The sequence below is a fragment of the Nitratireductor sp. WH36-1 genome (assembly GCF_058725515.1).
In genome coordinates, this window is sequence record NZ_CM178970.1 from 3890801 (window position 1) to 3908670 (window position 17870).

At 62.3% G+C, this 17870-nt stretch carries 17 protein-coding genes; 7 read left to right on the top strand and 10 right to left on the bottom strand.

Features of this window, described 5'->3' with window-relative positions; translation table 11 throughout:
• The first annotated feature begins 183 nt into the window (after positions 1–183).
• The 3 genes from AC4PTT_RS18515 (at position 184) to AC4PTT_RS18525 (ending at position 3847) form a co-directional block, all read left to right on the top strand.
• Positions 184–2469 carry an NADP-dependent malic enzyme gene (locus AC4PTT_RS18515; RefSeq protein ID WP_113153949.1) on the top strand — a complete coding sequence of 762 codons (2286 nt, stop codon included), beginning with the start codon at positions 184–186 and terminating at the stop codon, positions 2467–2469.
• A gap of 126 nt (positions 2470–2595) precedes the next feature.
• Positions 2596–3261: a DUF5343 domain-containing protein gene (locus tag AC4PTT_RS18520; RefSeq protein WP_492161838.1), complete on the top strand. Its 666-nt coding sequence runs from the start codon at positions 2596–2598 to the stop codon at positions 3259–3261.
• Positions 3254–3847, top strand: a complete 594-nt coding sequence (locus AC4PTT_RS18525) for a Swt1 family HEPN domain-containing protein (protein ID WP_492161839.1) — start codon at positions 3254–3256, stop codon at positions 3845–3847. The genes AC4PTT_RS18520 and AC4PTT_RS18525 overlap by 8 nt, the downstream gene beginning before the upstream one ends.
• A 16-nt stretch (positions 3848–3863) precedes the next feature.
• Here the strand turns inward: AC4PTT_RS18525 and olsB are convergent, their stop codons facing one another.
• The 10 genes from olsB to sppA all read right to left on the bottom strand — a co-directional run bounded on the left by olsB (position 3864) and on the right by sppA (position 13531).
• On the bottom strand, positions 3864–4736 hold the full coding sequence (gene olsB / locus AC4PTT_RS18530; protein ID WP_206548715.1) for a l-ornithine N(alpha)-acyltransferase: 873 nt from the start codon (positions 4734–4736) through the stop codon (positions 3864–3866).
• A gap of 201 nt (positions 4737–4937) precedes the next feature.
• A complete protein-coding gene (locus tag AC4PTT_RS18535) occupies positions 4938–7241 on the bottom strand; it encodes a PAS domain-containing hybrid sensor histidine kinase/response regulator (protein WP_492161840.1) in 2304 nt (767 codons plus the stop codon).
• 72 nt (positions 7242–7313) lie between these two features.
• Complete coding sequence (acuI, locus tag AC4PTT_RS18540) at positions 7314–8306, bottom strand: acrylyl-CoA reductase (NADPH) (RefSeq protein WP_492161841.1); 993 nt, start codon at positions 8304–8306, stop codon at positions 7314–7316.
• Between the two features lie 63 nt (positions 8307–8369).
• Positions 8370–8876, bottom strand: coding sequence for a signal peptidase II (gene lspA, locus AC4PTT_RS18545; RefSeq protein WP_492161842.1), 507 nt, complete (start codon positions 8874–8876; stop codon positions 8370–8372).
• Positions 8873–9733, bottom strand: coding sequence for a TrmH family RNA methyltransferase (locus AC4PTT_RS18550; protein WP_206544455.1), 861 nt, complete (start codon positions 9731–9733; stop codon positions 8873–8875). The genes lspA and AC4PTT_RS18550 overlap by 4 nt, the downstream gene beginning before the upstream one ends.
• Positions 9730–10758 carry an RsmD family RNA methyltransferase gene (locus AC4PTT_RS18555; RefSeq protein WP_297564230.1) on the bottom strand — a complete coding sequence of 343 codons (1029 nt, stop codon included), beginning with the start codon at positions 10756–10758 and terminating at the stop codon, positions 9730–9732. The genes AC4PTT_RS18550 and AC4PTT_RS18555 overlap by 4 nt, the downstream gene beginning before the upstream one ends.
• Before the next feature lie 70 nt (positions 10759–10828).
• Entirely contained in the window at positions 10829–11791 is a 963-nt protein-coding gene (lhpI, locus tag AC4PTT_RS18560) for a bifunctional Delta(1)-pyrroline-2-carboxylate/Delta(1)-piperideine-2-carboxylate reductase (RefSeq protein ID WP_206548719.1), read from the bottom strand.
• Between the two features lie 24 nt (positions 11792–11815).
• Positions 11816–12139 (bottom strand): LapA family protein, encoded by a 324-nt coding sequence (locus AC4PTT_RS18565; protein WP_113153940.1) that lies wholly within the window; start codon positions 12137–12139, stop codon positions 11816–11818.
• 61 nt (positions 12140–12200) lie between these two features.
• Positions 12201–12491, bottom strand: coding sequence for an integration host factor subunit beta (locus AC4PTT_RS18570; RefSeq protein WP_113153939.1), 291 nt, complete (start codon positions 12489–12491; stop codon positions 12201–12203).
• A 77-nt stretch (positions 12492–12568) separates the two neighbouring features.
• A complete protein-coding gene (gene sppA / locus AC4PTT_RS18575; RefSeq protein WP_206544452.1) occupies positions 12569–13531 on the bottom strand; it encodes a signal peptide peptidase SppA in 963 nt (320 codons plus the stop codon).
• A gap of 417 nt (positions 13532–13948) precedes the next feature.
• Here sppA and lptC point away from each other — a divergent pair, with 417 nt between their 5' ends.
• The 4 genes from lptC to rpoN all read left to right on the top strand — a co-directional run bounded on the left by lptC (position 13949) and on the right by rpoN (position 17648).
• Positions 13949–14650 carry an LPS export ABC transporter periplasmic protein LptC gene (lptC, locus tag AC4PTT_RS18580; protein WP_206544451.1) on the top strand — a complete coding sequence of 234 codons (702 nt, stop codon included), beginning with the start codon at positions 13949–13951 and terminating at the stop codon, positions 14648–14650.
• A 34-nt stretch (positions 14651–14684) separates the two neighbouring features.
• Positions 14685–15242, top strand: a complete 558-nt coding sequence (locus tag AC4PTT_RS18585; protein ID WP_113153936.1) for an LptA/OstA family protein — start codon at positions 14685–14687, stop codon at positions 15240–15242.
• 27 nt (positions 15243–15269) lie between these two features.
• Positions 15270–16052, top strand: a complete 783-nt coding sequence (lptB, locus tag AC4PTT_RS18590; protein ID WP_492161843.1) for an LPS export ABC transporter ATP-binding protein — start codon at positions 15270–15272, stop codon at positions 16050–16052.
• A gap of 102 nt (positions 16053–16154) precedes the next feature.
• Positions 16155–17648, top strand: a complete 1494-nt coding sequence (gene rpoN / locus AC4PTT_RS18595) for an RNA polymerase factor sigma-54 (protein ID WP_492161844.1) — start codon at positions 16155–16157, stop codon at positions 17646–17648.
• Positions 17649–17870 lie beyond the last annotated feature (222 nt).

The following is a 17870-nucleotide window of genomic DNA, read 5'->3' on the forward strand; positions in this document are numbered from 1 at the left end:
GGCGTTTCGTCGTTCAAGGAAGGGCTCCCCGGCCTTTGCATTGGCTTTGTACTGGCTTCAAATCAACAGCTTCAAACTGCTTGGCCATTTACTGGGCAAAAGTGTAGCCTTATGCACCCGTCACTGGCAAAACTCCACAGAAAGCACATGCCAGAGCCCGTCTCCCGGAGGAAACACACCGACATGCCCGCCAGCAACAAGCCCGAACGTCAGGGACCGTCCGTCAGCCCGCAGGAAGCCCTCGACTTCCACTCCACCGGCAGACCCGGCAAGCTCGAGATCACGCCGACCAAGCCGATGGCGACCCAGCGCGACCTTTCGCTGGCTTATTCGCCCGGCGTGGCCGTGCCCGTTCAGGCCATTGCGGAAGACCCCAGCCGCGCCTTCGACTACACGACGCGCGGCAACATGGTGGCCGTGATTTCCAACGGCACGGCGATCCTAGGCCTCGGCAATCTGGGCGCGCTCGCCTCCAAGCCGGTGATGGAGGGCAAGTCCGTGCTCTTCAAGCGCTTCGCCGATGTCGATTCCATCGACCTCGAGGTCGACACCGAAGACGCCGACGCCTTCGTGAACTGCGTCAAGCTGCTCGGCCCCTCCTTCGGCGGCATCAATCTGGAAGACATCAAGGCGCCCGAGTGCTTCATCATCGAAAGCCGGCTGCGCGAGCTGATGGACATTCCCGTCTTTCATGACGACCAGCACGGCACCGCCATCATCGCCGTTGCCGGCCTCATCAACGCGCTGCACCTCACCGACCGCGACATCAAGACGACGAAGCTCGTCTGCAATGGCGCCGGCGCTGCCGGCATTGCCTGCATCGAGCTTGCCAAATCGCTTGGCCTCGCGCCCGAAAACGTCTTCCTGTGCGACACCAAGGGCGTGGTCTACAAGGGCCGCGAGCAGGGCATGAACCAGTGGAAGTCGGCCCACGCAGTGGAGACCGACAAGCGCACGCTGGCCGAAGCGCTCGAAGGGGCGGATGTGTTCTTCGGCCTTTCGGCCAAGGGCGCGCTGACCCCGGCCATGGTGCAGTCCATGGCCAAGAACCCGATCATCTTCGCCATGGCCAATCCCGATCCGGAAATCACGCCGGAGGAAGTCGCCGAGATCCGCACCGACGCCATCATGGCGACGGGCCGCTCGGACTATCCCAACCAGGTGAACAACGTTCTCGGCTTCCCCTACATCTTCCGTGGCGCGCTCGATGTGCGCGCGACCACCATCAACGACGCGATGAAGGTGGCCGCCGCCGAGGCGCTGGCCGAGCTCGCCCGCCAGGACGTGCCGGACGACGTGGCCGCCGCCTATCAGGGCAACCGCCCGAAATACGGCCCCAACTACATCATCCCCGTGCCGTTCGATCCGCGCCTCATCTCCGCCGTTCCGGTGGCCGTGGCAAAGGCCGCGATGGATTCCGGCGTTGCCCGCCGTCCCATCCTGGACATGCAGAAATACACGAACGAGCTTTCCGCCCGTCGCGATCCGCTCGCCTCCACCCTGCAGCGCATCTACGACCGGGTGCGCCGCCAGCCCAAGCGCGTGGTCTTCGCCGAGGGCGAGGAAGAACAGGTGATGCGCGCCGCCGCGTCCTATGTGAACCAGAAGCTCGGCACCGCCATTCTCGTCGGGCGCGAGGAGCAGATCCGCGAGACCGCGCGGCACGCGGGCGTGGACCTTTCCAAATCCGGCATCGAGATCATCAATGCGCGGCTTTCGCGCCGCAACGCCATCTATGCCGACTATCTCTATGAGCGCCTGCAGCGGAAGGGCTATCTCTTCCGCGATGCGCAGCGCCTGATCAACAACGACCGCAACCACTTCGCCGCCACCATGGTGGCGCTGGGCGATGCGGATGCGATGGTGAGCGGCGTGACCCGCAACTATTCGACCGTGCTGGACGATGTGCGCCGCGTGATCGACGCCCGCCCCGGCCACCGGGTCATCGGCGTGTCGCTGGCGCTGTGCCGGGGCCGCACCGTGCTCGTGGCCGACACGGCGGTGCACGACATGCCCAATGCCGAAGAGCTGGCCGACATTGCCGAGGAGGCCGCAGGACAGGCCCGCCGCATGGGCTATGAGCCGCGCGTGGCGATGCTCGCCTACTCCACCTTCGGCCACCCGCCGGGCGAGCGTTCCGACCGTGTTCAGGAAGCGGTGAAGATGCTCGACAAGCGCCGGGTCGACTTCGAATATGACGGCGAGATGGCCGCAGACGTGGCGCTGAATTCGAGCCTGATGCAGCAATATCCGTTCTGCCGCCTGTCAGGCCCGGCGAACGTGCTCGTCATGCCCGCCTTCCACTCCGCCTCCATCTCCACCAAGATGCTTCAGGAACTGGGCGGCTCCACCGTCATCGGCCCGCTTCTGGTGGGGCTGAACAAGTCGGTGCAGATCGTTCCGCTGAACGCGAAGGATTCGGATATCGTGAACATGGCGGCGATTGCGGCTTATAACGCGGCGGTTTGAAGGGGGACAAAAACTCTCAGTAGAACATGCTAGTTTCGAGGAAAATCAACTTGCCAACATCTTGAGGATCGACTCTCCAAAGTCAGCGTGCTCTTGTAGCGAAGAATGACGCGATAGGGTTTCTCCATGTCCTCTCTTCCTTACATTACTTCACCTGGAAACATTGACAAAGCGCTCAACGCAATCAAGGCCGCAGCAGTTCCAGACCGCGTAAGCCAAGACTTTGTAAAGACGATTTTAAAAATTCCAGGCGGTTCTGGCGCGCAGATAACCACCTATTTAAAGAAAATAAACTTTTCCACACCGAATGGCGAACCTACCGATATTTATACCAAGTTCCGAAACCCAAAGACATCTGGACAGGCCGTTGCTCAAGCTATCCGACACGCCTACGCTCCTCTTTATTTGCGAAATGAATTTATGCATGAGCTTTCTGATGATGACTTGCTAGGATTAATAATAGAAGAGACAGGGCAAGCACATGATTCCAACCCTGTAAAGCTGACTTTCTCTTGCATAAAATATTTGAAAAACCACGCTAAATTTGATGTGAAAACTGAGTATATCGACGCAACATCAAACCATCATGAGGAAGCGGGAGAAATCTCCACGAGCGCCCCGCAGAGAGCGTCAAGCCAAGACTCGTTTGGAGCAGGAAGCAGAACAGGTAGCGTTGGGTTAAATTTAGGATACACAATAAACCTGAATCTTCCCCCGACTACCGATCAGGCAGTATTCAACGCGATATTCAAAAGCTTGAAAGAGCACCTCCTGAGGGATGATGATGCCTAAGCGACCTGATGGTTTGATCCGCGCCTTTGGCATGTCAGGACTGCAGATCCTTATCGACTTGAAGGCAATCGAGAAAGATAGTGGGCATGACTTGGCTGTGACTCCTACGTTGGCCAAAGACCGGAAAGTTTCTGAGTATGCCCAATTTGAAGCTCAGTTGCGCGCTGAAGCCGCCCGAATGTCTGAGTTTTACGAGATTTTCTACTGCCTCGAGAATTCCATCAGGAAGCTGGTAAAGGATATAATGCTTGAAGCAGAAGGTGCCGATTGGTGGAGTAGTGAACGGGTTGATGAAAACAAGATTCGAAACCCAGCAAAAGGACGCCACAAAAAGGAAATTGATAGCGGCATTACACCACGCTCTGATGAACTGATTAATTATCTAACCTTTGGAGAGCTTTCTCAGTTGATCACTGACAACTGGGAAATTTTTGATCCTGTTTTCTCCTCAAAAGGGGCTGTAAGCAATATTACAAATCAGCTCAACCTTTTGCGTGGACCTATCGCACACTGCAATCCGACTGACGAATTGGAGCAGGAACGATTGAATTTAGCTGTAAGATCTTGGTTTCAACTTATGTCCTAAAAACAATCCCACCCGTTCAAGCCGCAAAACGCTGCGCTTCGGCCCCGTAGTAATTGATATACCGGTCCGAGATCGCCTCCACCGGCAGGACCACGAACACATCCGTGGTGCCGAAATCATGGTCGATCACGCAGCCTTCGCCGAAGCGCGCGCCGAGGCGCAGATAGCCTTTTACCAGCGGCGGCATGGCGGCAAGCGCGGTGCGCATCTGGATGGCCTCCTTCGGCATCAAATCCATCGGCGCATAGCGGCTGGCCACAGCGCGCACATGCCAATCGGCTTCCACCTGGCAGAAATGCCCGAGGAAGGAGAGCGCCTCCGCATGGGCGGCCGGCACCACGCCGGGGAATGAGGCGCAGCCCATCATCACGTCGATGCGCTTCTTGCGGCAATAGGCCCAGATGCCCTGCCACAGAAGCTCGATGGTGCGCTTGGTGCGATAGGCCGGCAGCACGCAGGAGCGGCCAAGCTCCAGAAAGCGGCGGCCATCATGGCGGGCCATCAGCGTTTCGATGGCGAACTCGTCTTCGGAATAGAACTTTCCGGCCCGGCGCGCGCCCTCCGGCGTCAATAGCCGGTAAGTGCCCACGATCCGGTCCACATCTTCGCCCGGAAGCGTGGTGTCCAGCACCAGAAGATGGTCGCAGACGGCGTCGAAACCGTCCATGTCGCGCTCTTCGGCCATGCCGCCCTGCGGCGCGCGCGCGCCCATCTCCTCGTAGAACACGCGGAAACGGATGGTCTGGGCGGCGGCGACTTCCTGCTCGCTGCCGGCAAGGCGCACTTCAAGCGGCCCGATACGGCCGAGCAGTGCACCGTCGGCGCCGTCAAGCAGCGACGCTGCGGCCCGATCGTTCAAAGAGGTCTGGTTCAGCGCGATGCCCTGCATTGCTCTTACTCCTCCGCGTGGCGTTGACGCTGAAATACTGCTCTGCTGCGACAGAACTGTGACACTAAAGCATCGGACCGAAAAGTGGAATCCGGTTTTCGGCTATTCCGATGCTTCATCATTATTTGCGATCGTCCTTCGTGCGTCCGAATGAACACACGACGATCTGGCGTCGAGGTCGTGATTCACGAGTGGCAGGTATCAGACCACCGCGTGCATATCCAGTGCGGTGAGCAATTCATCCGGGTCCAGCGGCTTGGTGACGAACCCGTTGGCCCCGTGCGCCAGTACGCCATGGCGGGTTTCTTCCTGCCCGTCGGCAGTCAGAACGAGGATTGGCAGCGGCGCGAGGCCCGTTTCCTCCTCATGCCGGCGGATCGCATTGATGGCGTCCAGCCCGTCCATCACCGGCATGTGCAGATCCATCAGAACGATGTCGTAGCGCGCATGCGCCTCGTCGTTCACCGCTTCCACCGCCTCGCGCCCGTTCGACACGATGCGCACCCGGTGGCCGGCCTTGCCGAGAGCGGCGCGCGCCAGCATGGCGTTGATCTCGTTGTCCTCGGCCACGAGGATGTTGAGCCCGTTCTTGCGGTGCGCGGGGCGGGGCGCGCTGCCGGCCTCTTCGCCCGCCTCGGCCACGGGCCAGGCGATTTCGCCATGCGCGCTCAGAAGCTGGCGCACCAGCGTGTTGCAGCGCACCGGGCGGGCGAGGAAGGCCCCGTAGCCACTGGCGCGGAAAGCCGCCAGACGCCCGCGCTCCGATGGCGTGATCAGGGTGAGCGCGCGCCCGCCGCCCACGCCAAGCCCATGCAGCCGGGTGATCAGCGCGCCATCGTCGCTTTCAAGCGAGGCGTCCACCAGAACCGTGTTGAACGGCGCGCCGCCATCTTCGGCCAGCCGCGCCGCATCCTCTGCGCTGGCGGCAATTGCCGCGCGCCCGCCATGGACGCGGATCGTCATGGCGATGGTCTCCGCCTCCTGCGTGAAGGGCGAGAGGATGACCGCGTTCACCTCTTCCAGAATGGGCTCCACGCGCATGCCCTCATCGTCGCTCTCGCCAAGCGGCAGGAGCACGGCGAACTCCGAGCCCTCGCCCGGCGTGCTGGCAACCGTGATGGAGCCGTTCATGGCGTCGATGATGCGCTTGGTGATGGCGAGGCCAAGCCCCGCGCCGCCATGGCGGCGGGTCGAGCTGCCATCCACCTGCTCGAAATCCTTGAAGATGCGGTTGATGTCGTCCTTTTCGAGGCCCGGTCCGGAATCGGCCACCGCAATGCGCAGCGCCGGCTGGCCGTTCTTCTCCGCCCGCGTCACCGCCACGGTCACGCCGCCCTCATCGGTGAACTTGACCGCATTGCCGAGCAGGTTGAGCAGTACCTGGCGCAGACGCCCCGGATCGGCCGTGATCGTCTTCGGCAGGTCGGGCGCGATGTAGCAGCCAAGCCCGATATCCTTGGCGAAGGCGCGGGCCGCCAGAAGCTCCACCACGTTCTCCACCATCTCATGAACCGAGAGGCGGCGCGGCTCCAGCTCCAGCCGGCCTGCCTCGATCTTGGAATAGTCGAGCAGATCCTCGATCAGCGCCACCAGCGCGCTTGCCGAGGTGGAAACCGCCCCCACATAGGTGCGCTGCTCGGGCGTCAGCTCCGTGTCGGCCAGAAGCGTGGCCATGCCCATAATGCCGTTCATCGGCGTGCGGATCTCGTGGCTTACCGTCGCCAGAAAGCTGGATTTCGCGCGGCTCGCCTGCTCGGCCCGTTCGCGGGCGTTGATCAGCGCCGTCTCGGCCCGTTTGCGCGCCGTGATGTCGCGCGCGATGGCGCGGTGCGAGACCGAGTCCGCCTTGTCGTCGCGCACCGAATGCTCGATCCACGAATACCAGCGAATGCCGTTGCGCGTGTGGATCGCCACATCGGTGGAGCTCAGGCATTCGCCATCGGAAAACGCTGCATCCGGCACGAGGCCGATATCTATGCCAAGCTGGCTAAGCGTGTGCCCCATCAGCGAAGACGGATCGCGGCCCAGCAGGTCTGCGAACACCCGGTTCACATAGACGATGCGGCCACCCCGGTCGCGATGCACGATCAGATCGCCCAGCGCGTCGACAAGCCCGTGAAAGCGCTCCTCGCTTTCGCGCAGCTCCCACATGCGGTCCGCCAGATCTTCCAGCTCGCCGCGATTGACCGCCTCCTTCTCCGCCAGTTCCGAGACAAGCCGGCGGTCCATGGTCGAGGCGCGGAAGGCTACCGCCAGCGCTATGCCGCCCAGGATCACCAGCATCATGCTGATGAGCGGCGAAGCGCCCGTCAGATGGCTGAGCCCGGCAATGAAGATGATGGCAAGCCCGACCGCGACCTCGCCGTAATGCGTCTGCACCGGCAGCGTCAGCGACACCGGCGCGAGCGCCGGCGGCTTGATGCGGATCCGTTTGCGTGGCTTCGTCTCTGTCGCGAGCTTCTTCGCCGGCTTTGGATCGATTATGTGCTTCCCCACCCTTTTCATGGCCGCGACTTTACGCGACGGGAATTACGGAAGCTTTTGGCGGATCGCTCGCATTTTAACGGTTCCGCGCCGTTACGGCATCTCCACCACCACCCGGCCGCGCACCCTTCCTTCGATGATGTCTTCCGCCGCCGAAAGCACGTCGCCAAACGGGATCACGCTGGCGATGGAGCTGAGTTTCGCATGGTCGAGTTCGGTGGCGATGCGCCGCCAGGCTTCCAGCCGCAGCGCTTTCGGGGCCATCACGGAATCGATGCCCAGCAGCGACACGCCGCGCAGGATGAACGGCGCAACGCTTGTCGGCAGGTCCATGCCCTGCGCCAGCCCGCAGGCCGCCACCGCCCCGCCATAGGAGGTCATCGACAGCACATTGGCGAGCGTGTGGCTGCCCACGGCGTCCACGCCGCCGGCCCAGCGCTCCTTGCCAAGCGGCCGGGCGGGGCCGGAAAGCTCCTCCCGGTCGATGATCTCGGCAGCACCCAGTTCCTTCAGATAATCGGCTTCGGAGGCCCGCCCCGTCGAGGCGATCACGTGATGCCCCTGTCCGGCAAGCAGCGCCACGGCGACAGAGCCGACACCGCCGGCAGCGCCCGTCACCACCACCGGCCCGCGCTCCGGCGTGATACCGTGGCGCTCCAGCGCCATTACGCACAGCATGGCCGTGTAGCCGGCTGTGCCCACCGCCATCGCATCCTTCGCGCTCATGCCGTCGGGCAGCGGCACGAGCCAGTCGCCATTGACCCGCGCGCGCTGGGCATAGGCGCCGTAATGCGCTTCGCCCACGCCCCAGCCATTGAGGATGACGCGGTCGCCTTCCTTCCAGTCGGGATGGCTTGATGTCGTGACCGTGCCGGCAAAATCGATGCCGGGAACAAGCGGAAAGCGGCGCACCACCGGGGCCTTGCCGGTGATGGCGAGCCCGTCCTTGTAGTTCACCGTGGTCGCTTCGACGGCAATCGTAACGTCGCCCTCCATCAGGTCGTTTTCGGAAAGCTCCGTCCAGGCAACGGATTGCTTCTTGTCTTCATCCCGCGAAATCAGAACCGCTTTGAACGTCTCCGTCATCACTCACTCCGGCTGGTTACGGTCTTCAATGATGAGAGAGAGTGCGGCGCGCGGGGCGCAAGGTCAATCCGGGCGCGCCTCACCGCCTGAGCGGCCTGAGCGCCCGCGCCGCCAGTCGAGAAACTCCTCGAGGATCACAAGCCCCGCTCCCACGGTGATGAAGACATCCGCCAGATTGAAGATCGCAAACGACCAGACCGGCGTGTGGAAGTAGATGTAATCGGTGACGAAGCCGAGGGTCAGCCGGTCGATGAGATTGCCCACCGCGCCGCCCAGAATGAGCGCGAAGCCTAGCCGCGCCCAGGTCTGCGAAGCGCCGGTGCGCAGCGCCAGATAGCCGATGAACAGGATCACCCCCGCCATCACGATGCTGAGCCCGATGCCGCTCATGCCCGAGAACATGGAGAAGGCGATGCCGGTGTTGCGCGAATGCAGAAGCGAAAGGAACGGCAAAAGGTCGATCCGCTCATGCAGCGGCATCATGGTCTCGACCAGTTCCTTCACCACCTGATCGGCGAGCGCAAACAGAGCAATCAGGAGGCTGTAGAAACCGATGCTGCGCATGCTCATGGGCCCGCCCTTTCCTCAAGCGGCAGCGCATCGCGCCGGATCTCGTAGAGCATCACGCCCGTCGCCACGGCGAGGTTGAGCGAATCCGCCCGCCCCGCCTGCGGAATGCGCACCAGCGTGTCGCAGCTTTCCGCCAGCACGTCCGGCAGGCCCTGCTGCTCATTGCCCATCAGGAGCAGCACCGGCCCCTTCCGGTAATCGACGGTGCGGTAGTCGACCGAGCCCTTCAGATGCGTGCCGACCACACGGCCGCCAAACCCCTTGCGCCAAGCAAGAAACGCATCCTGGCTCGCGCGCACGATCGGCACGGCGAAGATGGAGCCCATGGTCGCGCGCACCGTCTCGAAGGAGAACGGGTCGGTGCAGTCGCCAACCAGGATGATGCCCTTTGCGCCAACGGCGTCGACCGTCCGCAAAACCGTACCCAGATTGCCCGGATCACGCACCCGGTCGAGCGCCACCCACACCTCGCCATCGGCCGGCTTCACGCTGGCAAGCGGCGTCGTCTTCTGCTCGAAAACGCCCACAACCATCTGCGGATTGTCGCGCTTGGTAACGGCCGACATCACCTTCTCGCTGACGATCAGCACGAGGCCGCCGGCAGCCACGGTGCGGGCGGCAAGCCGCTCCACTGCTTCATTGCCGCGCCCCGCCTTGGCGTAGAGCAGTGTGCGGATCGTCCAGCCGGCGTCGAACGCATCGATCACCAGCTTCTGCCCCTCGGCGATGAAGGCGTGTTCGCGGTCGCGAAACTTCTTCTGCGCCAGCGCGCGAATGTCCTTGATGATCGGGTTGGTCAGGCTGGTGACTTCCTTCACCTGGCCCGGCCTGCGCCGCTCGTTCTCATGTCCGCTCATGACGCCACCCAGCGCGAAAACAGCGAGGTCGACAGGGCCCGGCCCGCCGATTGCTCGCGAATGATCAGTTCACCCGATTCCACCCGACCGCCATAGCCCGCAAATGTGTCACGCATCAGCGCATGAATGGCAAAGAAGGAAGAGCGGATGGAATAGGCCGTCAGCACCACGGCCAGCGGCTTCGGCGTCAGGATCGAGCGGCAGAGATCCGCCAGATAGGGCAGATCCTCGAACAGCTGCCACACCTCACCCTTCGGTCCACGGCCATAGGCCGGCGGGTCGAACAGCACGATGTCATAGCTGTTGCCGCGCCGCGCCTCACGCTCGGCAAACTTCACCGCGTCTTCGCAGATCCAGCGGATCGGCTTGTCGCCGAGCCCGGCCATTTCCTGATTTTCCCGTGCCCAGCCAATCGCCTTCTTGGAGGCATCCACATGGGTCACTTCCGCGCCGGCGCGGGCGGCCACCAGCGAGGCAAGCCCCGTATAACCGAACAGGTTCAGCACCTTCACGGGACGGCGCGCCTCGCGCACCAGCGTTTCCATGTGCGACCAGTGGGTCGCCTGCTCGGGGAAAACGCCCACATGGCGAAACGAGGTGAAACGGCCCAGATAGTCGATCCCGTCATGGCGCATGGGCCAGGTCTCGCCCAGCGGCTCCTTCGGAAAGCGCCAGCGCCCCATGCCCTCTTCATCCGTGTCGCCGGTGAAGATGGCGTCCGCCCTCTGCCACTCGGCCGGACCGAGTGCGGGCTGCCAGATCGCCTGCCCCTCGGGGCGCACGATGCGGTAAGGACCGTATTGCTCGAGCTTCTGCCCGCCGCCGGAATCCAAAAGCGCATAATCGTCATTGGGCAGCACTTCCAGAATGACGGGCAAACGCTCGTCAGGAAGCTTGCCCTGACGGCGCGGCGGCGCGGGGCGTGAATTGGGTTCGGACTGGCCCTGCGTCTTCTCGCGGGGGGCCGTCTGTTTTTTTGGGCTGCGCCGGTCATCGTTCCGGCGCTTGGCGCGCGCAGGCTTCAATCGGGTCTCCGCCAATGAGCTATAATGCCCGCGCTTCTGCCACAGGCGCGCGGGACAGGCAACAAAGCCGTCAGCGATGCTTTTCGTAGATCGCGATACCGCCGGCCAGATCTTCGATGGCCGCGCCGACGGATTTGAACAGCGTGATTTCGTCGTCGCTCGTCCGCCCCGGCTTCTCGCCGCGCGTCAGCTCGAAGAAATCCGCCTTGATGTCATCCGCCGTAAGTGCGCCAGCGGCAATCGCCTGAACGACGTCGCCGGCCTCCTTGGTCGCGCCGGCATGCGTGTCCACGAAAACCGACGCACGGCGCATCGCCTCGTCGTCGCTCTCGCGCATGGTCGGCGTGAACGCGCCCACCAGATCCACATGAACGCCGGGCTGCAAAAGCGCGCCTTTGACCAGCGGCACGGTGGAAAGCGTTGCACACGACACGATGTCCGCTTCGCCGATGGCAGCATCGAGATCGTCGGCCACGGAGGCGTTCATGCCCTCAGCGCGCAGCGTCTCGGCAACCTTCTCGGCATTTTCGCTGGAGCGGTTCCAGATCCTGATATCGTCAATCGGCCGGATCGCCGAATGGGTGCGCGCCAGCATGGGCGAAAGCGCGCCCGCTCCGACGATCAGCAGCTTCGAGGCATCCTTCCGCGCCAGATAAGAAGCGGCGAGACCGGAGGCGCATGCGGTGCGCCATGCCGTCAGGCGCTGGCCGTCGATCAGCGCCAGCGGTTCGCCCGTGGTGCCGTTCATCAAGAGATAGACCGCCATCACCGCCGGTTTGCCGATGGCGTTGTTGTCCGGCGAGACTGCCGCGATCTTCACGCCGATATAACCGGAATCGTCACCCGCCAGCCGCGAAAAATCGCTCCATGCCGGCATGAGAAGAAGCGTGCTGTCCGCGCCTTCAGGCCGTTCGATATTATGGTGATGACGCACCGGCTGAACGGCGCCCTTCCTGAAGGCTTCGCCCAATGTCTGCACGAGTTCGGCATAGTCCAGGCACGCGTCGACCTGGTCGGCGGAAATGGAGAGCATTGGCTGGGCCTTCTGGCTGGAGGGTCAGGAGGGGGATTGCGGGATCTGCGGTGCGTTCGGGCTGGCCGGCGGGGCCTGGCGCAGCTTGTCGACTTCCTTCTTGCGCTCGCGCGCATCACGCCGGTAGCGCCCCTGACGCAGCCAGGTGGCGAGACTGCCGACAATCATGCCGAAACCAAGGGCGGCAAAAAGATAAACGAACAGCGGCCACTCGATGGTGAGCGCCGGATTGCCCGGATTGAACGGGTCGATGGTGAAAGGCACTGCCGCGCGGTTCGCCACTGCAAGCGCGATGATGATCACCGCCAGAGGCACGAGGACAAGAACGAGAATGATGCGGTTGGCCATTTCAATCCACTGCTATCTAAAAAGTAAGTGCCCCCTGAAGAATAGGTGTCCGGGGGAAGGACTAGCTGTCCTTGTCCTCATTGAGGCGCTCGCGCAGCTCTTTGCCGGTCTTGAAGAAGGGAACCCACTTCTCCTCCACCTCAACGGATTCACCGGTGCGCGGGTTGCGGCCCGTGCGGGCGGGACGGTTTTTCACCGAGAACGCGCCGAAGCCCCTTAACTCCACGCGATTGCCTTCTGCGAGCGCGTCCGAAATCTCTTCGAAGATCGCGTTGACGATGTTCTCGACGTCGCGAAGGTAGAGATGCGGGTTGCGATTGGCGATCGTCTGCACGAGCTCTGATTTGATCATGGATTCTTTTCCGCCGCTGAAATGGCCTGTTTAACGCCCGGTCGTATACGACACAATGGTGATTTTGTTTGCTTTTTTTAGTCAGGCAACCTTCTGTTTTCAGGTTGCCAGACCGACAGCAGACCGTCAAGGAAGATGCGATCCGCGCCCAGCTCGCGCAGGATGTCCGCGCCGCCCTCCGGCACACCGAGGAAACGCGAAGCAAGGTCCGGCAGGAACAGGTTCCCCGTTGTTTCGCGCTTCTTCCACTCCACCACGTCCAGATCTTCGTCCAGCCCCTGTGTGACCAGCCAGGCCTTGGCTTCGCGCTCACCGCCCAGCTCATCGACCAGCCTGAGTTCAACGCCCTGCCGCCCGGTAAAGACCGAGCCGTCCGCAACCTCGAGCACCTCGTCGCGCGTCAGCGGGCGGCGCTCCGCCACCAGATCGACGAACCAGTCGTAGCTGTCGAGGATCATTGAGCGGATCATCGCGCGCGCTTCTTCGCTGGTCGGCTTGAAAGGAGAAGGCTCGGCCTTGAGCGGCGAGGATTTGATTTCCTCCAGCTTCACGCCGAGCTTGTCCATGAGGCCGCTCACATCGGGATACTGGAACAGGACGCCGATGGAGCCGACGATGGAAGACTGCCGCGCAACGATGTGATCCGTGGCGCTGGCGATCATGTATCCGGCGGAAGCGGCAAGCGTCCCCACCTGTGCGACAACGGGCTTTTCTGCGGCCAGAAGGCGGATTTCCTCGAAAATGGCTTCACCGCCAGCCGTCGTACCGCCGGGGGAATCGATGGTCAGGATGACGCCCTTGACCGCCGGCGTCTCGCGAATCCGGTCGAGCCGCTCAAGCAGTTCGTCATCCTCGAAGATCGTTCCGGAGATTTTCACCTGCGCAATGTGGCTGGAAGACACGCCGGCCGCATCGCTCATCAGGCGCTGCGTGGCGAAGCCGATTGCCAGCACGATCACCACGAAGGCGGCAATGCGCCAGAAGGTGAGCTTGCGCCGCAAACGCCGACGATCGATCAGTTCATCCGCACGATTGGACATGACAGCCTCGCTTTCACCTTCACAGGGATTTCGTCCTAAACCAGCGCCTTTTAGTCCAAAGCCGCCCCCGGAACCACCGCCTTGTACAAGATTTCGCCGGGAATTCGCGCAACAGCTGCAAACACGAAGAAACTTGCACGTAAATCATTGTCGTTAATCCAAAAATAGCCATATTGGGGTGAGATTTGGAAGCAAGGGGCAAGTTTAGGATCTGAGGCTTTCCGGCTACGCAGTTCTGACCAAGGGGTCGGCGACATCGTTTCGCCGTCAGGCGCGAGGTGCATTCCTCGATGTGCATCCCTCGAGGTGCATCCCTCAGGGGGATGGCGCTGACTGTATCCGGGAAGGGCCATGCCCGGGCGTCCACCCGGGCGTCCAGTTGACTGGCCGCCAAGCTCACGGAAAAGCGCAAAGCACATGAGTAACCCAAAAGACAATGCCGCAGGCGCGGCAAGGAGAGGTCACGGCGACGCGATCCGCAACACCGAGCGCGGCGCCGAAGACTTTGCGCTGGCCTCGCGTCACTCCCGGCGCGTGCGCCTTTTGAAGCGCGTGCTGCCGGCTGTTGCAATCGCCATCACGGTGGTCTTCGTTGGCTATTCCTACCTGTTCTCCGGCACACGCGGGGCGATCGATCTGGCCAGCGCCTCCATCGAGGGCGGTTCGCTGGTCATGTCCAGCCCGGAGCTGAACGGCTTCACCAGCGACGACCGCCCCTACAAGATGACCGCCGAACGCGCCCGCCAGAAGCTTGGCGGCGAGGATGTAATCGAGCTGGAAGGCATTCGCGCCCATGTGCCGGTCGATGGCGACAATTTCGCCACCATTCAGGCAAGCGACGGCGTCTATGACCGCGGCAACAACCGTCTCGACATCACCAGCGAAATTGCACTGCGTACCACGTCGGGCATTGTCGCAAAACTCGACTCCGCCGAAATCGACATCGCAAAAAGCAGCCTCTCCTCCTCGAATCCGGTTGAAATCGAACTTGACGGGACGAAGATTGCAGCCGATTCCTTCGCTGCGGAGGAAGGCGGCAAGGTGTTTGTATTCGATAAACGCGTTCGCGTTACAATCGACCCGTCACGGATCCGTGAAACCGCCGACGCACGCAACTGAGGCTGCGGCACAAGAGGGAACGGAAAGGAACATCATGCGCATCAGAAGCTTCTCAGGGCTCGCCACGGGCGCGCTTCTTTTGGCCGGACTTTCGTCCGCCGCACTTGCGCAGGATTCGCAAAGCCGCCTGACCGGGCTGCAGCTTTCCGGCGACAAACCCATTCAGATCGAGAGCGAGCGGCTTGAGGTTCGCGAAGAAGACAATGTCGCCGTGTTCTCCGGCAATGTCTCCGTCGTTCAGGGTCCGACCCTGCTCAAGGCCGGACGCATGAAGGTCTACTACTTGCAGGACGGCGGTTCGGCCGCAACCGGCAGCGCCAATATCGACCGGCTCGAAGTGGACGGGAACGTCTATGTGAAGTCGGAAAATCAGGTCGCCACCGGCGACAGCGCCACATTCGACATGAAGACCGAAGTGCTTGTTCTCTCGGGCAAGGAAGTGGTCCTGTCCGAAGGCGAGAACGTCATCGTCGGCTGCCGTCTCACGGTTCAGATGAAGAACGGCCAGGCCGAACTCGATGGCTGCAAGGACACGAAGGCCGGCGGCCGCGTGAAAATGCTCCTCACTCCCGGCTCCCAGAACAGGCAGTAAACCGCGTTGATTTCCAAGTTGCGTAAAATGCGGGCCGCCAAGGAGCCCGCGGCAGAGAATCCTGCAAGCGGCAAGCTTCCCGAATACAAGGGCACGCTCATCGCACGCGGCCTCACCAAGGCCTATAGGGGCCGCCAGGTCGTCAGCGGTGTGTCCATCGGCGTGCGCGCCGGCGAGGCCGTGGGCCTGCTCGGGCCGAACGGCGCCGGCAAGACCACCTGTTTCTACATGGTCACCGGCCTCGTGCCGGTGGATCAGGGCACGATCCACATCGACGGCCACGACGTGACCGGCATGCCCATGTATCGCCGCGCCCGGCTTGGCATCGGCTACCTGCCGCAGGAAGCCTCGATCTTTCGCGGCCTGACGGTCGAGCAGAACATCCGCGCCATTCTCGAAGTGGTGGAGCCGAGCCGCAAGGAACGCGACAAGAACCTCGACGCACTTCTCGAAGAGTTCAACATCAGCCATCTGCGCAAATCGCCCTCCGTCGCCCTTTCGGGCGGTGAGCGGCGGCGTCTGGAAATTGCGCGCGCGCTTGCCAGCCGGCCCAACTTCATGCTGCTCGATGAGCCCTTTGCGGGCATCGATCCCATCGCCGTGACCGATATTCAGCAGCTCGTGCGTCACCTGACGGCGCGCGGCATCGGCGTGCTCATCACCGACCACAATGTGCGTGAAACGCTGGGCCTGATCGACCGGGCCTACATCATCCATGCCGGTCAGGTTCTGACCCACGGCCGCCCCAACGAGATCGTCGGCAATGCCGATGTGCGTCGCCTCTATCTGGGCGAAGGCTTCACGCTCTAAGCTGCGGCTTCACTGCTTTCTGGCTTGACAAGCAAAAGTCGGGCCAATTGAATCCCGTTCTGCGGCAACATTGTTGCCGCACCGAACAGGGGCCAAAACTTCATGGTGCTCGCGCCAAAACTCCATCTGCGTCAGACACAATCGCTGGTCATGACGCCGCAGCTTCTGCAGTCCATCAAACTGCTGCAGATGACGCATGTGGAGCTTGAGCATTTTCTCGACGCCGAGATTGAGCGCAATCCGCTTCTGGAACGGGGCGAAGAGAATTCGGAAGAACGCGCCGAAACCTGGCAAAACGAGCTGGAACCGCGCGAAAACACAGCAAAATCCATCTCGGAAAAACTGGATTCTTCGCTCGAAAACCTGTTCCCCGACGATCCCGGCACGCAGGAGCGCATCAGCGCGGACCTGTCGGCCCAGTGGAAATCGGCCGGCGGAAACGGCCTGCAAGGCTCCGGCGGCAGCGCCTTCGACCTCGAAAGCACCACCGCCGCCGCAACCACGCTGCGCGACCATGTGAACGGTCAGATCGCGCTCGCCTTTTCAGACGCGGCGCAATTGCTCATCGCTCATGAACTGGCCGATGGCCTCGATGAGGCGGGCTATCTGGCTGTCGAAACGGCGGAGATTGCCGAACGCATCGGCGCGGAGCCCGCAACGGTCGACGCCGTGCTCGCCACCTGCCAGACCTTCGACCCGCCCGGCATTTTCGCGCGCGATCTGGCTGAATGCCTTGCCCTGCAACTGATTGCGCAGGACCGCTACGACCCGGCCATGAAGGCGATGGTCGACAATCTCGACCTTCTGGCAAAGCGCGACTTCCGCACGCTCGGCCGGCTCTGCGGGGTGGATGCCGAGGATCTGGCCGACATGCTGGCCGAGATCCGCATGCTTGATCCCAAGCCGGGCATGGTGTTTTCCGGCGGCACCGCCGATCCGATCGTGCCCGACATCGTGGTGCGGGCGGCAAGCGACGGAAGCTGGGCGGTGGAGCTGAACCCGGAGACCCTTCCGCGCGTTCTCGTCAACGAGCCCTATTATGCCGAGATTTCTCCCCAGGCGCGCGACAATGAGCGCGAATTCCTGAGCGAATGCCTGCAAAGCGCCAACTGGCTGGCGCGAAGCCTCGACCAGCGGGCAAGAACCATCCTGAAGGTGGCGTCCGAGATCGTGCGCCAGCAGGATGCCTTCCTCGTCCACGGCGTGAGCCATCTGCGCCCGCTCAATCTACGCACGGTGGCCGAAGCCATCGGCATGCACGAGTCCACCGTCAGCCGCGTCACGGTCAACAAATACATGATGACCCCGCGCGGCACGTTCGAGCTGCGCTACTTCTTCACCTCCGCTCTCGCATCGGCGTCGGGCGGCGATGCACACTCGTCAGAATCCGTGCGCGACCGCATCCGTGCGTTGATCGACGCGGAGAAACCGGCCGCCGTACTTTCCGACGACGCGCTTGTGGATATGCTGCGCTCGGAGGGCATCGACATAGCCCGCCGCACCGTCGCCAAGTACCGGGAAGCGCTCAATATTCCCTCTTCGGTACAACGCAGGCGCGAGAAGAAGATGCTGGCGGCGGCAGGGGCCGGCTCCTGACCCGAAACCCCGGTCGAATTGACAAGACCGCCGGAAAACACTAGAAGCCCGCCCGCATGGACCACAGGCCTGAGAGCCTTTTAGACTTTTGTCCGTAGTGCCAGCAAACGAAGAAGGGAAACGCGGCAGACCGAGATCACAATCCGCCGCGGCACCTTGTACATGCAAGCCACACGTATAAACTCGATTCGTTCGGTGTCTGATCAGGAAAGGTCTGTAGTC